Here is a 15112-nt window from a genome sequence, read left to right as displayed (position 1 = left end):
TCCTTATTACTCGTTCAGCGTCCAGCGCTGAAGCGGCGTATAGCGGGTGCGCCCGCGGGCGAACACGCTCTCATAAAGTACGAAATCTGTGACCGGAAAGTGCCAGGAAAACCCCGGAGGCGGAATGGCTACCGCGTGGCTGGCATCGCGCAGCAGAGTGATATGCGGATGAAATGGCTGGGGGCTTTGATAACAGCCGCTGCGTGCAGCCTGCGCCCGCAACATACTGGCAAGTTGTAATAAACCACGCGGCGGCTGGCGAGTGCCCAGCCAGACGACGCGGGAACGCAGCCACTGTCCGGCATCGTCAAGCTGCAGGGTAAACCCCGGCTGGCGAATACGACCCGCCATGGCTGCCAGCGCCTGCCGCTTTTCATCGCTCACCTCGCCGAGGAAAGCCAGCGTCAAGTGCAGATTCGCTGCCTGCACCGGACGTCCTGCCTCAGGTACGAAATTCTCGGCGCGCCAGCGCACAATCTTACGCTGCAGCGGGGCGGGCAGTTCAATGGCGAAAAAAAGCCTTTTCGTCTCAGACATTCGGGGTGCTCGGTTATGGTTTGAGGCGATGCTACAATGTACGCCCGCTAATGTTAACCCTCTGGAGCCAAACGTGTCCTCGTTGCCGGTCGCCGCAGTCCTTCCTGAACTTCTCACCGCCTTACAACACGCGCCGCAGATATTGCTCAATGCCCCTACTGGCGCAGGTAAGTCGACGTGGCTACCGCTACAAATCCTCAACCAGGGACTCATTCGGGGCAAAATCATACTGCTGGAGCCAAGACGGCTCGCTGCCCGTAACGTGGCGCAACGTCTGGCCGAACTTTTGGGCGAGAAGCCGGGCGAGACGGTAGGGTATCGAATGCGCGCCGAGAGTTGCGTCAGTGACGCCACCCGGTTGGAGGTGGTGACCGAAGGGATCCTCACCCGTATGCTGCAGCAGGATCCTGAGCTGACGGGCATCGGTCTGGTGATCCTTGACGAGTATCACGAACGCAGCCTGCAGGCCGATCTGGCGCTGGCGCTACTGCTGGATGTGCAGCAGGGGCTGCGCGACGATCTGAAATTGTTGATCATGTCGGCGACGCTGGATAACGATCGTCTGCAAGGGCTATTACCGGATGCGCCGGTTATCACTTCTGAAGGACGCACCTTTCCGGTGGAACGCCGCTATCAGGCGCTTTCCGCGCAACTTCGCTTCGACGAGGCCGTCGCCGTCGCCACCGCGGAGCTGCTGCGTCAGGAGAGCGGGTCCGTGTTGCTATTTTTGCCCGGCACCCGAGAGATTCAGCGCGTGCAGGAACATCTCGCCTCCCGGGTGGGAAGCGATGTGCTGCTTTGTCCACTCTACGGCGCCTTAACCCTCGCCGAGCAGCGTAAAGCGATCCTGCCGCCTGCGCAGGGGATGCGTAAAGTGGTGCTGGCCACCAATATTGCCGAAACCAGCCTGACCATTGAAGGGATCCGTCTGGTGGTCGACACCGCCCAGGAGCGCGTAGCTCAGTTCGATCCGCGCACCGGGCTAACAAAGCTTATCACCCAGCGTATCAGTCAGGCGTCGATGACCCAGCGCGCAGGTCGCGCCGGTCGTCTGGAGCCGGGCATCTGCCTGCATCTGATCCCATTTGAGCAGGCAGAACGCGCGGCGGCGCAAGCCACGCCGGAGATCCTGCAAAGCGATCTGAGTGGCCTGCTGCTGGAGCTATTGCAGTGGGGGTGTCAGGATCCGACCCAGCTCTGCTGGCTGGATCACCCCCCAGCCGTCAACCTGCTTGCCGCACGGCGCTTGCTTACCCAGCTTGGGGCGATGGCAGGCGAGCGGCTCACCGCCTTTGGCCAGAAAATGGCGGCGCTGGGCAATGACCCGCGGCTGGCTGTAATGCTGGCTGGGGCAAAGGGCGACGATGAAATCGCCACGGCGGCGAAACTGGCGGCTATTCTTGAGGAGCCACCGCGCGGAGGGAATAGCGATCTGGCGCTGGCATTTTCTCGCCATCAGCCAGGCTGGCAGCAGCGCGCTAAAACGCTGATGAAGCGTTTGAACAGCAACGGCGGATCGCCCGATGCTGCCAGGATCCCAGCGCTGCTGGCCAAGGCCTTTCCGGATCGCCTGGCGCGTCGTCGCGGGCTGGAAGGCCGTTACCAGCTGGCGAACGGCATGGGGGCGATGCTGGATCGTGAAGACGGGTTAACGCGGCATGAGTGGCTCATTGCGCCACTCTTATTACAGGGCAGCCAGTCGCCAGACGCCCGCATCCTGCAGGCCGTGGCCGTAGATATCGAGGCGCTGGTCAGCCGCTGCCCGCAACTGGTTGAGCAGTCCGATACCATTGAGTGGGACGAGACACAGGGCACGCTAAAAGCGCTGCGTCGGGCGCAAATCGGCCGCCTGACCCTGAGCGTAAAGCCGCTGGCTAAACCTTCTGAAGAGGAGTTGCACCAGGCGATGCTGAACGGCATCCGCGATAAGGGGCTGGAGGTATTGACCTGGAGTCCGCAGGCCGAACAATTTCGTCTTCGTCTGCTGTGTGCGGCTCGCTGGTTGCCGGAATATGACTGGCCTGCCGTAGATGATGCCTCGCTGCTGGCCAACCTCGAAAACTGGTTACTGCCGCAAATGGGTGGCGTACACTCTTTGCGCGCCCTGAAAGCGTTGGATGTTAAGGCAGCGTTACAGAATCTGACCGACTGGTCATTACGTCAACGGCTGGATACTGAGCTGCCAGAGCATTACACTGTGCCAACCGGAAGCCGGATAGCCATTCGTTATCATGAAGATAATCCACCCGTGCTGGCCGTGCGAATGCAGGAGATGTTCGGTGAAGCCACTACCCCGGCAATTGCGCAGGGGCGTGTCCCGCTGGTACTGGAGCTGCTTTCACCGGCGCAGCGTCCGCTGCAGATCACCCGCGATCTGAGCGCATTCTGGGCAGGAAGCTACCGTGAGGTGCAAAAAGAGATGAAGGGGCGTTACCCTAAACATGTCTGGCCGGACGATCCGGCGAACGCGGCACCGACACGACGGACGAAGAAATATTCGTAGTCATTATATTTGAGAGATTTCTTCTTTCTCCTTCGGGATTAAGAACAGAGAATCGGGCCTTTGCGCCTGATAGTTGCGGAGAAAAAGCATGGCGGGGAATGACCGCGAGCCTATTGGACGTAAAGGGAAACCGACGCGTCCGGCAAAAGAGAAAGTAAGCCGTCGTCGACTCAGAAATGAAGAGCGCGACGATGACTATGAAGACGATTATGAGGATGAAGAACCGATGCCGCGCAAAGGAAAAGGCAAAGGGCGTAAGCCTCGTGGAAAACGCGGCTGGTTCTGGCTGTTACTGAAGCTCTTTATTGTGTTTATCGCCCTGATGGCGATCTATGGCGTCTATCTGGATCAAAAAATCCGTAGCCGTATCGACGGTAAAGTATGGCAACTGCCTGCGGCCGTTTACGGGCGGATGGTGAACCTTGAGCCGGACATGTCCATCAGCAAGAACGAGATGGTCAAACTGCTGGAGGCGACGCAGTATCGTCAGGTGACAAAAATGACGCGTCCTGGCGAATTTACCGTGCAGGCTAAGAGCATTGAGATGATCCGCCGTCCGTTCGATTTCCCGGACAGCAAAGAGGGGCAGGTGCGCGCGCGTCTGACCTTCGATGGCGATCATCTGGATACCATCGAGAACATGGATAATAACCGCCAGTTCGGTTTCTTCCGTCTCGATCCGCGCCTGATCACCATGCTCTCTTCGCCGAACGGCGAGCAGCGCCTGTTTGTGGCGCGAAATGGCTTCCCGGATCTGCTGGTCGATACTCTGCTGGCAACCGAAGACCGTCATTTCTACGAGCATGACGGGGTGAGTCTTTACTCTATTGGCCGTGCGGTACTGGCCAACCTGACGGCCGGCCGCACGGTGCAGGGGGCGAGTACCCTGACCCAGCAGCTGGTGAAAAACCTGTTCCTCTCCAGCGAGCGCTCATACTGGCGTAAGGCTAACGAAGCCTACATGGCAGTCCTGATGGATGCCCGCTACAGCAAGGATCGTATCCTTGAACTGTATATGAACGAGGTGTACCTCGGTCAGAGCGGCGATAACGAGATCCGTGGTTTCCCGCTGGCGAGCCTGTACTACTTTGGCCGTCCGGTCGAAGAGCTGAGCCTTGACCAACAGGCGCTGCTGGTGGGCATGGTGAAAGGGGCGTCGATCTACAACCCATGGCGCAACCCGAAACTGGCGCTGGAGCGTCGTAACCTGGTGCTGCGCCTGCTGCAACAGCAGCAAGTGATCGACCAGGAGCTGTATGAAATGCTGAGCGCACGTCCGCTGGGCGTACAGCCGCGCGGTGGCGTTATCTCCCCGCAGCCTGCGTTTATGCAGATGGTTCGTCAGGAGTTGCAGGCGAAGCTTGGCGATAAAGTGAAAGATCTCTCCGGCGTGAAGATCTTCACCACGTTCGACTCCGTGGCGCAGGATGCTGCGGAAAAAGCGGCCGTGGAAGGTATTCCGGTCCTGAAGAAACAGCGTAAGCTGAGCGACCTGGAAACTGCGATGGTGGTGGTTGACCGATACAGCGGGGAAGTGCGCGCCATGGTGGGCGGGGCAGAGCCGCAGTATGCCGGATATAACCGTGCCATGCAGGCGCGTCGTTCGATTGGTTCTCTGGCGAAACCGGCCACCTATCTGACGGCGCTGAGCCAGCCGAACCAGTATCGCCTGAACACCTGGATTGCGGATGCGCCGATCTCTCTGCGCCAGCCGAATGGCCAGGTCTGGTCGCCGCAGAACGACGATCGTCAGTTCAGCGGACAGGTGATGTTGGTGGATGCGTTGACGCGTTCTATGAACGTACCGACGGTAAACCTGGGTATGGCGCTTGGCCTGCCGGCGATTACCGATACCTGGGTAAAACTGGGTGTGCCTAAAAACCAGCTGCATCCGGTTCCGGCGATGATCCTCGGCGCACTGAACCTGACGCCAATCGAAGTGGCGCAGGCGTTCCAGACCATCGCCAGCGGCGGTAATCGCGCTCCTCTCTCCGCGCTGCGTTCGGTCATTGCCGAAGACGGTACGGTGCTGTATCAGAGCTTCCCGCAGGCGGAGCGTGCCGTTCCGGCGCAGGCGGCATACATGACGTTGTGGACCATGCAGCAGGTTGTGCAGCGTGGTACGGGGCGCCAGCTGGGCGCGAAGTATCCGGGCCTGCATCTGGCGGGTAAAACCGGTACCACCAATAACAACGTCGACACCTGGTTTGCCGGTATTGATGGACGTGAAGTGGTGATTACCTGGGTGGGTCGTGATAATAACCAGCCCACTAAGCTGTACGGTGCCAGCGGTGCGATGTCTATCTATCAGCGCTATCTGACTAACCAGTCGCCAGTACCGTTAGTTCTGACGCCACCGGAAGATATCGTGGATATGGGCGTGGATGAGTCGGGTACCTTCGTCTGTGGCGGCGGGATGCGAAGCCTGCCGGTCTGGACCAGTAATCCAGATTCACTGTGTCAGCAGGCCGCTCCGGAACCCACTGGTAACCCGTTCGAGCAATCTTCTCAGCCGCAACAGCAGCCGCAACAACAGCAGCCGCAGCAGCAGAATGAGAAGAAAGAGAGCGACGGTGTCGCTGGCTGGATTAAGGATATGTTCGGCGGTAATTAACGTGCCAGACCCCCTCTTCGAGAGGAGAGGGGGATTTCACTTAAAACAAACATTTCTCTAACTGCTTTATTCCCTCTTTATAACCCCCGTTTTTCTCTTGTTTATTTCTTATCCCCTCAATTTCCGTAGGGCCGCTATTCGCTTGCTATGCCGCCAGCGTTTCGCATAATATGCTGCGGTCATAATAATAATTCTCGTTTACGTTATCATTCACTCTTGCTCAGAGAGATACCAATGGCGCTTTCAAAAACTGCTCAGCCAATCAATTACTCACTGCGTAAAATCGCAGTGGTTGTAGCCACAGCGGTTAGCGGCATGTCTGCCTATGCACAGGCCGCTGAAACCCCGAAAAAAGAAGAGACGATTACCGTTACCGCAGCGCCAGCTCCACAGGAGAGCGCATGGGGACCCGCTGCGACCATCGCGGCACGGCAATCTGCCACCGGGACCAAGACCGACACCTCTATTGAGAAGGTGCCGCAGTCCATTTCCGTCGTGACGGCGGAAGAGATGGCATTGCATCAGCCTAAGTCTGTCAAAGAAGCACTTAGCTATACGCCGGGTGTCTCTGTTGGTACTCGAGGCGCATCTAATACCTACGATCACCTGATTATCCGTGGCTTCGCCGCGGACGGGCAAACCCAGAACAACTATCTGGATGGTCTGAAAATGCAGGGTAACTTCTACAACGACGCGGTAATCGATCCCTATATGCTGGAGCGTGCAGAAGTGCTGCGTGGGCCGGCCTCAGTTCTGTACGGAAAAAGCAGCCCGGGTGGCTTGTTGAACATGGTCAGCAAGCGTCCAACGACTGAACCCCTGAAAGAGATTCAGTTCAAAGCGGGTACTAACAGCCTGTTCCAGACCGGCTTTGACTTCAGCGATGCGCTGGATGACGACGGCGTTTACTCATACCGCTTAACAGGCCTGGCCCGTTCTGCCAATGCCCAACAGAAGGGGGCGGAAGAGCAGCGCTACACCATCGCTCCCTCTTTCTCCTGGCGTCCGGATGATAAAACGAACTTTACCTTCCTCTCTTACTTCCAGAATGAACCGGAAACGGGTTATTACGGCTGGCTGCCAAAAGAAGGTACGGTAGAGCCGCTGCCAAACGGTAAACGTCTGCCAACCGACTTCAACGAAGGTGCGACCAATAATACCTATTCTCGTAACCAGAAAATGGTCGGTTACAGCTTCGATCACGAATTCAACGACACCTTTACGCTGCGCCAGAATCTGCGCTTTGCTGAGAACAAAACCTCTCAAAACAGCGTTTATGGCTATGGCGTCTGTTCGGATCCAGCAAACGCAGCCAGCAAGCAGTGTGCAGCGATTGCGCCAGCAGAAAAAGGTCACACTCTGGCGCGTAAATACGTTGCTGATGATGAAAAACTGCAAAACCTTTCTGTTGATACTCAGTTGCAGAGTAAATTTGCTACGGGTGCCATTGAGCATACCTTGCTGACCGGCGTTGACTATATGCGTATGCGTAATGACATCAACGCATGGTTCGGTTATGACGACTCTGTTCCGCTGCTCGACCTGTACAACCCGGTTAATGCTGATTTCGACTTTAACTCGAAAAATCCAGCAAACTCCGGGCCTTATCAGATTCTGAATAAGCAAGAACAAACCGGTTTGTACGTTCAGGATCAGGCGCAGTGGGATAAAGTTTTGGTTACCCTGGGCGGTCGTTATGACTGGGCTAAACAAAACTCCTTTAACCGCGTCTTTAACACTACTGCTTCGCGCGATGATAACCAGTTCACCTGGCGCGGTGGTGTTAACTACCTGTTCGACAATGGTGTAACGCCGTACTTCAGCTACAGCGAATCCTTTGAGCCGTCTTCACAAACCGACGCGCAGGGTAAACCTTTTGCACCGTCAAAAGGCAAACAGTACGAAGTGGGCGTGAAGTACATCCCAGGCGATCGTCCAGTTGTGGTAACGGCTGCACTGTTTGATCTGACGAAAACCAACAACCTGATGGCAGACCCGGCGGGTTCGTTGTTCTCGGTTGAAGGTGGCGAAATTCGCTCTCGTGGCGCAGAAATTGAAGCGAAAGCGGCGCTATCTGCCAGCGTTAACCTTGTCGGCTCTTACACCTACACTGACATCGAATACACAACGGATACCACCTTAAAAGGTAATACTCCGGTTCAGGTGCCTAAACATATGGCGTCATTGTGGGCGGATTACACCATCTATGACGGTGCGCTCTCTGGCTTGACGCTGGGTACGGGTGGTCGTTACTCTGGCTCCAGCTATGGCGATGCAGCAAACAGTTTCAAAGTGGGCAGCTACACCGTAGTTGATGCGCTGGTCCGTTACGATCTGGCTCGCCTTGGTATGGCCGGCTCTAACGTAGCGCTGCACGTCAACAACCTGTTCGATCGTGAATACGTCTCAAGCTGCTTCAATACCTACGGCTGCTTCTGGGGTGCTGAACGCCAGGTTGTCGCCACCGCGACCTTCCGCTTCTAATCTTCCTTCGGGCACGGTTCGCCGTGCCCTTTTACTAAGTTGGCTACGATGCAGGACAAAACAACGCAATCCGATACAACCTTTTCGCTAAATGCCACCTCCTTTCGCGTGCCTGGGCGCACGCTGCTGCACCCCCTTTCGCTGACCTTTCCTGCAGGCCAGGTCACCGGTCTGATCGGCCATAACGGCTCCGGCAAATCCACCTTACTGAAAATGCTTGGTCGTCATCAGCCGCCGTCAGAAGGCGATATTTTGCTGGATGGACAGCCGCTGGAAAGCTGGAGCAGTAAGGCCTTTGCCCGCAAGGTGGCCTATCTGCCGCAGCAACTGCCGCAGGCCGAAGGGATGACCGTGCGCGAGCTGGTCGCGATTGGGCGTTATCCGTGGCATGGGGCGTTGGGACGTTTTGGCGTAGCCGACCGTGAGAAAGTGGAAGAAGCTATCGCCCTGGTGGGATTAAAACCACTGGCACATCGCCTGGTTGATAGCCTCTCTGGCGGTGAACGTCAGCGGGCGTGGATCGCGATGCTGGTGGCGCAAGATAGCCGTTGCCTGCTGCTGGATGAACCTACCTCCGCACTGGATATCGCCCATCAGGTCGATGTGCTGGCGTTGGTGCATCGTTTAAGCCAGCAGCGTGGGCTAACGGTCATTGCGGTGCTGCATGATATCAACATGGCCGCCCGCTACTGTGATTATCTGGTAGCGCTGCGCGGGGGGGAAATGATTGCCCAGGGCACGCCTTCAGAGCTGATGCGCAGTGAGACGCTGGAAACCATTTACGGTATTCCGATGGGCATTCTGCCGCACCCTGCCGGGGCGGCACCGGTGAGCTTTGTCTATTGATGTCTGATTTAACGATTAGCCGCCGTCGGTTGTTGACGGCGATGGCCCTTTCGCCGTTGCTCTGGAAAATGGGCACCGCGCATGCCGCAGCCGCCATCAATAACGACCGTATTGTCGCCCTGGAGTGGCTGCCCGTTGAGCTGTTGCTCGCGCTCGGCGTCACGCCTTATGGCGTTGCGGATATCCCCAACTATCGGCTGTGGGTAAACGAGCCCAGCCTCCCTGACTCGGTCATCGACATCGGTTTGCGCACCGAGCCCAATCTCGAATTGCTGACGCAAATGAAACCCTCCTATCTGGTCTGGTCGGCAGGGTATGGCCCCTCAGAGGAGAAGCTGGCGCGGATTGCGCCAGGCCGGGGGTTCTCGTTTAGCGACGGGAAAGCCCCGCTAACGCAAGCGCGTCACTCGCTCAACGAGATGGCCCAGCTGTTAAACCTGGAGGCCGCTGCCCGTCAGCATCTTGATCACTTCGACAGCGTCATTGATAGCTACAAACCGCGTTTCGCCGGGCGCGGCGACCGGCCTTTGCTGATGATTACGCTGCTGGACGCCCGCCACGTACTGGTGTTCGGCAAAAACTGCCTCTTCCAGGAGGTGATGGATCGCTACGGAATAAATAATGCCTGGGAAGGGGAGATGACCTTCTGGGGCAGCACCGCGATAGGCATTGACAGGCTGGCGGCGTTTCGTGATGTCGATGTGCTCTGTTTTGATCATGGCAATGAGCGTGAGATGCAGACATTGATGAAAACCCCGCTATGGCAGGCGATGCCCTTTGTCCGCCAGCAGCGTTTCCAGCGCGTACCGGCCGTGTGGTTCTACGGCGCGACCCTGTCGGCGATGCACTTTGTCCGGGTACTGGATAGCGCCCTGGGAGGCAAAGCATGAAATCACGGATAACATTGCTGCCCGGGCTACTGCTGGTCGCGCTGTTTGTGCTGGCGCTGGGTTTAACCTGGATTAACCTGACGACCGCGTTGCCGCGAGCCCAGTGGGGCGAAGCGGTTGTTGCGCCAAATATTGATAAGATCGAACAGATGATCTTCCACTACAGCCTGTTACCGCGTCTGGTGATCTCGCTGCTGGTGGGGGCGGGCCTGGGCCTGGTGGGGGTACTGTTCCAGCAAGTGCTACGCAATCCCCTGGCGGAACCCACCACCCTGGGGGTGGCGACCGGCGCGCAGTTGGGGATGACTATCGCCACCCTGTGGGCGCTGCCGGGCGCACTGGCACCGCAGTTCGCGGCGCTGATTGGCGCCTGCGTGGTCGGTGCGCTGGTCTTTGGCGTGGCCTGGGGCAAGCGGTTATCACCGGTGACGCTGATCCTTGCCGGTCTGGTCGTCAGTCTCTACTGCGGTGCGATCAACCAGCTGCTGGTGATCTTCCATCACGATGAATTGCAAAGCATGTTCCTCTGGAGTACCGGTACGCTAACGCAGACCGACTGGAGCATTGTACAGCGGCTGTGGCCACAACTGCTGGGCGGCGTCTTGCTCACGCTGTTACTGCTGCGCCCGCTGACGTTGATGGGACTGGATGACGGCGTGGCGCGTAATCTCGGGCTGGCGCTGTCGCTGGCGCGTCTGGCCGCGCTGACGCTGGCGATTGTGATCAGCGCCCTGTTGGTCAACGCCGTCGGGATCATTGGTTTTATCGGCCTGTTTGCGCCATTGCTGGCGAAAATGGTCGGTGCCCGTCGCCTGCTAACCCGGCTGCTGGTCGCTCCCCTGATTGGGGCCCTTATCCTCTGGCTGTCAGATCAGATTATTTTGTGGCTAACCCGCGTATGGATGGAGGTCTCGACCGGCTCCGTGACGGCGATCGTGGGGGCACCGCTGCTGCTATGGCTCCTGCCGCGCCTGCGAAGCATGAGCGCGCCCGCGATGAACGCCGGGAACCATGTTGCTGCCGAACGTCATCACGTGCTGTGGTATGCCCTGGGGGGCGGCCTGCTGCTGTTACTGGCGGTGATAGCCGCGCTGGCCTTTGGGCGTGATGCCACAGGCTGGCACTGGGCGAGCGGGGCGCTGCTGGATGAGCTGATGCCGTGGCGCTGGTCGCGAGTCATGGCGGCGCTGATTGCCGGGGTAATGCTGGCGGTCGCGGGCTGTATTATTCAGCGCCTGACCGGCAACCCGATGGCGAGCCCGGAAGTGCTGGGTATCAGCTCTGGCGCGGCCTTCGGCGTCGTCTTAATGCTTTTCTTCGTCCCTGGCAATGCCTTCGGCTGGCTGATGCCGGCGGGCAGCTTGGGTGCGGCGGTAACCCTGCTGATCATTATGGTCTCGGCCGGGCGCGGGGGCTTTTCGCCTCACCGTATGCTGCTGGCCGGGATGGCGCTCAGCACCGCCTTTACCATGCTGTTAATGATGCTGCAGGCCAGTGGTGACCCGCGTATGGCGCAGATCCTCACCTGGCTTGCGGGGTCTACCTATAACGCCTCTACCGCGCAGGTGGTGAGCACGGGCATCGCGCTGGTGGTGCTTATGGCTATCGTGCCACTTTGTCGTCGCTGGCTAACGGTGCTGCCGCTGGGGGGCGACACCGCCCGGGCGGTAGGCATAGCGCTGACGCCGTCTCGCGTGGGCTTACTCTTACTGGCGGCGTGCCTGACCGCCACGGCGACCATGACCATCGGCCCGTTAAGCTTTATCGGCCTGATGGCGCCGCACATTGCCCGTATGCTGGGTTTTCGTCGTACGATGCCGCACATTGTGATGTCGGCGCTGACGGGGGGTATTTTGCTGGTGTTCGCGGACTGGTGCGGGCGAATGGTGCTTTTCCCTTATCAGATCCCGGCGGGTCTGCTGTCGACCTTTATCGGCGCGCCGTACTTTATCTGGCTGCTGAGAAAGCAGAGCAGGTGATAAAAGCAAAACGGCAACCTCTGGTTGTCGTTTTTAGTGTTTGTACCCTCTCCCCGTGGGAGAGGGCCAGGGTGAGGGCATCAGACCGCACCGGGTAAAAGCAAAACGGCAACCTCAGGTTGCCGTTTTTAGTGTTTGTACCCTCTCCCCGTGGGAGAGGGCCAGGGTGAGGGCATCAGACCGCACCGGGTCAAAGCAAAACGGCAACCTCTGGTTGCCGTTTTTAGTATTTGTACCCTCTCCCCGTGGGAGAGGGCCAGGGTGAGGGCATCAGGCCCTTAGAGCTTCGCGAACACTCTGCGCGCGGCATCAATGGTGTTATTGATATCCTCAACGCTATGCGCAACTGACATAAAGCCCGCCTCAAACGCCGACGGCGCCAGGTAGACACCCTCTTCCAGCATCAGGTGGAAGAAACGTTTGAAACGCTCCACGTCGCACTTCACAACATCCTGATAGCAGGTCACGGTTGCGGCATCGGTAAAGAAGAGGCCGAACATGCCGCCCACATGGTTTACCACCAGCGGAATACCGGCTTCTTGTGCCGCTTCCAGCAGGCCGTTTGCCAACTGCGTGGTCAGGTCGCTCAGGGTCTCATGAACACCCGGCTGGGCCACTTCGGTCAGGCAGGCAAAGCCCGCCGCCATCGCAATCGGGTTGCCGGAAAGCGTGCCCGCCTGGTAGACCGGCCCGGTAGGCGCCAGCGCATCCATCACCTCTTTACGACCACCAAAGGCCCCTACCGGCATACCGCCGCCGATGATTTTACCGAGGCAGGTCAGGTCTGGCACCACGTTGTAGTAAGACTGGGCACCCGCTAATGCGACACGGAAACCGGTCATCACTTCATCGATGATCAGCAGGGCATTAAACTCGTCGCACAGGGCACGCAGGCCAGGCAGGAATTCAGGCTGCGGTGGAATACAGTTCATATTGCCGGCAACAGGCTCTACGATGATACAGGCGATCTCCTGCGGGTATTGCTCAAAGGCCGCGCGCACGGAGTCGAGATCGTTATAGGTGCAGGTCAGGGTATGCTTCGCGAAATCCGCCGGAACGCCCGGCGAGTTCGGCTGACCGAGAGTCAGGGCACCGGAACCGGCTTTGACCAGCAGGCAGTCAGCGTGGCCGTGGTAACAACCTTCAAATTTGATGATCTTGTCGCGACCAGTAAAGCCACGCGCCAGGCGGATTGCGCTCATGGTCGCTTCGGTACCAGAGTTCACCATCCGCACCATATCCATGGTCGGAACTAGCTCGGTGACCAGGGCGGCCATTTTGACCTCCATTTCGGTCGGGGCGCCGAAGCTTAAGCCGCGCTGGGCAGCTTCAATCACCGCGTTGCGAATGGTCGGGTGGTTGTGTCCCAGCACCATCGGGCCCCACGAGCCGACGTAGTCGATATAGGCTTTACCATCCACATCGTACAGGTATGCGCCGTCCGCACGTTCAATAAACAGCGGCGTACCGCCTACGCCGGTAAAAGCGCGTACTGGGGAGTTAACACCACCCGGGATAAGTTCGCGGGCAGCGCTGTAAAGCGTTTCTGACTTGCTCATGGCGTCGTTCCTGGTTCGTATAAAATGATTAAGCACACTATTCTAAGTGATTCGCAGAAGGTTATATACCCGTGATACCTCAAGTTGCTTGTGCGTTGGCCTGACTACCCGGCTCGTTCCTGCATTTTTGCCCGGTCGCCCGAATGATTGGGGTAAACATTTTAGCCACATTCATTTGCGATTTTATTCAGCACTTTTGCAGGCCAGACGGGATACGTCTGGTAGAATCCCTCCGGCTATTTGTATGATCAATAAGAACAGACCATGAAAACAGATACTCCCTCTTTTGAACAACAGCAACTGGCACGTGCCCGGCAGCGTATCAGCATACGCCGCTTGCTTAACCGTGATAAAACGCCTTTGGCGATCCTGCTTGCCGCTGCGGTGGTGGGAACCCTGGCAGGGTTCGTCGGCGTCGCTTTCGAAAAAGCGGTCAACATAGTGCTGAACTGGCGTATTGGCACCGTTGCAAGCTATGCCGATCGCAGTTGGCTGGTGTGGGGCCTGGCCTTTGGGCTGTCCGCGCTTCTGGCGGCGACAGGCTATTTCCTGGTGCGTAAGTTTGCCCCTGAAGCGGGGGGATCGGGCATTCCGGAGATTGAAGGCGCGCTCGAAGAGCTGCGCCCGGTGCGCTGGTGGCGCGTACTGCCCGTCAAGTTTATCGGCGGTATGGGAACGCTCGGTGCCGGTATGGTGCTTGGGCGAGAAGGGCCCACGGTTCAACTGGGCGGGAACGTGGGGCGCATGGTGGGTGATATTTTTCGCATGCGTAGCCCGGAAGCACGTCATACCCTGTTGGCTACCGGGGCTGCGGCAGGCCTTAGCGCCGCGTTTAATGCGCCGCTGGCAGGCATCTTATTTATCATTGAAGAGATGCGCGCCCAGTTTCGTTACAACCTGATCTCCATTAAGGCGGTCTTTACCGGCGTGATTATGTCGAGCATCGTCTTTCGTATCTTCAATGGCGAAGGGGCGGTGATAGAGGTGGGCAAGCTGACCAACGCGCCGGTGAATACGCTGTGGCTCTATCTGGTGTTGGGGATGATTTTTGGCATCGTCGGGCCGCTTTTTAATACGCTGATATTGCGGGCGCAGGATATGTTCCAGCGTATCCATGGCGGAAACACTACCAAATGGGTGCTGGTTGGCGGCCTGCTCGGGGGGATATGCGGTATCCTGGGGTTTATCGAACCGAATGCTGCAGGTGGCGGTTTTGGCTTAATCCCGATTGCGGCCGCCGGTAATTTCAGCATCGGCCTGCTGCTGTTTATGTTTCTCTCCCGCGTCATTACCACGGTGTTATGTTTTTCGTCAGGCGCGCCTGGCGGAATTTTTGCGCCCATGCTGGCGCTGGGCACGCTGTTGGGTACCGCCTTTGGCATGGCCGCTGCGGCTGGATTTCCGGCGTATCACCTTGATGCCGGGACCTTTGCCATTGCCGGAATGGGGGCGTTGCTGGCGGCCTCTTTACGCGCACCTCTGACCGGCATTGTGCTGGTGCTGGAGATGACCGACAACTATCAGCTCATTTTGCCAATGATCATTACCTGCCTCGGCGCGACACTATTAGCCCAATTCCTGGGCGGTAAACCGCTATACTCCACCATTCTTGCGCGCACACTGGCGAAGCAAGAGGCAGAGCAGAATACTTGATTGCTATACCAGGGTATTAGATAATGACAACAAGAATTGGGTGATTT

At 58.0% G+C, this 15112-nt stretch carries 9 protein-coding genes; 7 read left to right on the top strand and 2 right to left on the bottom strand.

Annotated elements, in window-relative coordinates:
- Positions 1-6: 6 nt before the first annotated feature.
- Positions 7-537 carry an RNA 2',3'-cyclic phosphodiesterase gene (gene thpR, locus WFN75_RS12615; protein WP_040077114.1) on the bottom strand — a complete coding sequence of 177 codons (531 nt, stop codon included), beginning with the start codon at positions 535-537 and terminating at the stop codon, positions 7-9.
- Positions 538-610: 73 nt separating this feature from the next.
- On the opposite strand from thpR, the gene hrpB reads away from it, so the two are divergent.
- The 6 genes from hrpB to fhuB all read left to right on the top strand — a co-directional run bounded on the left by hrpB (position 611) and on the right by fhuB (position 11853).
- The gene (gene hrpB, locus WFN75_RS12610) at positions 611-3040 is read left to right on the top strand and encodes an ATP-dependent helicase HrpB (protein ID WP_336996271.1); all 2430 of its coding nucleotides are present in this window, start codon (positions 611-613) and stop codon (positions 3038-3040) included.
- An 88-nt stretch (positions 3041-3128) separates the two neighbouring features.
- Positions 3129-5654 (top strand): bifunctional glycosyl transferase/transpeptidase, encoded by a 2526-nt coding sequence (mrcB, locus tag WFN75_RS12605; RefSeq protein ID WP_207293019.1) that lies wholly within the window; start codon positions 3129-3131, stop codon positions 5652-5654.
- 234 nt (positions 5655-5888) lie between these two features.
- A complete protein-coding gene (gene fhuA, locus WFN75_RS12600) occupies positions 5889-8138 on the top strand; it encodes a ferrichrome porin FhuA (protein ID WP_336996270.1) in 2250 nt (749 codons plus the stop codon).
- A gap of 48 nt (positions 8139-8186) precedes the next feature.
- The gene (gene fhuC, locus WFN75_RS12595; RefSeq protein ID WP_040077109.1) at positions 8187-8984 is read left to right on the top strand and encodes a Fe3+-hydroxamate ABC transporter ATP-binding protein FhuC; all 798 of its coding nucleotides are present in this window, start codon (positions 8187-8189) and stop codon (positions 8982-8984) included.
- Positions 8984-9874 carry a Fe(3+)-hydroxamate ABC transporter substrate-binding protein FhuD gene (gene fhuD / locus WFN75_RS12590; RefSeq protein ID WP_442913310.1) on the top strand — a complete coding sequence of 297 codons (891 nt, stop codon included), beginning with the start codon at positions 8984-8986 and terminating at the stop codon, positions 9872-9874. Before fhuC ends, fhuD begins: the two co-directional genes overlap by 1 nt.
- On the top strand, positions 9871-11853 hold the full coding sequence (gene fhuB / locus WFN75_RS12585; RefSeq protein WP_336996269.1) for a Fe(3+)-hydroxamate ABC transporter permease FhuB: 1983 nt from the start codon (positions 9871-9873) through the stop codon (positions 11851-11853). The genes fhuD and fhuB overlap by 4 nt, the downstream gene beginning before the upstream one ends.
- A 278-nt stretch (positions 11854-12131) precedes the next feature.
- Here fhuB and hemL read toward each other — a convergent pair whose 3' ends face one another.
- A complete protein-coding gene (gene hemL / locus WFN75_RS12580; protein WP_040077106.1) occupies positions 12132-13412 on the bottom strand; it encodes a glutamate-1-semialdehyde 2,1-aminomutase in 1281 nt (426 codons plus the stop codon).
- A gap of 264 nt (positions 13413-13676) precedes the next feature.
- Between hemL and clcA the strand changes: the two genes are divergently transcribed.
- Positions 13677-15065, top strand: coding sequence for a H(+)/Cl(-) exchange transporter ClcA (gene clcA, locus WFN75_RS12575; protein ID WP_336996268.1), 1389 nt, complete (start codon positions 13677-13679; stop codon positions 15063-15065).
- Positions 15066-15112 lie beyond the last annotated feature (47 nt).

The sequence above is a fragment of the Leclercia sp. UBA7405 genome (assembly GCF_037152215.1).
Lineage (GTDB): Bacteria > Pseudomonadota > Gammaproteobacteria > Enterobacterales > Enterobacteriaceae > Enterobacter > Enterobacter pneumoniae.
The sequence above is the reverse complement of the archived record's forward strand: the minus strand, read 5'-3'. Positions and strand labels throughout refer to the sequence as shown.

Excerpts from the sequence above, each read along its gene's own strand:
- fhuB (WP_336996269.1), top strand. The coding sequence starts at position 9,871 with ATGAAATCACGGATAACATTGCTGCCCGGGCTACTGCTGGTCGCGCTG.
- thpR (WP_040077114.1), bottom strand. The coding sequence starts at position 537 with ATGTCTGAGACGAAAAGGCTTTTTTTCGCCATTGAACTGCCCGCCCCG.
- clcA (WP_336996268.1), top strand. The coding sequence starts at position 13,677 with ATGAAAACAGATACTCCCTCTTTTGAACAACAGCAACTGGCACGTGCC.
- fhuC (WP_040077109.1), top strand. The coding sequence starts at position 8,187 with ATGCAGGACAAAACAACGCAATCCGATACAACCTTTTCGCTAAATGCC.
- fhuD (WP_442913310.1), top strand. The coding sequence starts at position 8,984 with ATGTCTGATTTAACGATTAGCCGCCGTCGGTTGTTGACGGCGATGGCC.
- fhuA (WP_336996270.1), top strand. The coding sequence starts at position 5,889 with ATGGCGCTTTCAAAAACTGCTCAGCCAATCAATTACTCACTGCGTAAA.
- mrcB (WP_207293019.1), top strand. The coding sequence starts at position 3,129 with ATGGCGGGGAATGACCGCGAGCCTATTGGACGTAAAGGGAAACCGACG.
- hemL (WP_040077106.1), bottom strand. The coding sequence starts at position 13,412 with ATGAGCAAGTCAGAAACGCTTTACAGCGCTGCCCGCGAACTTATCCCG.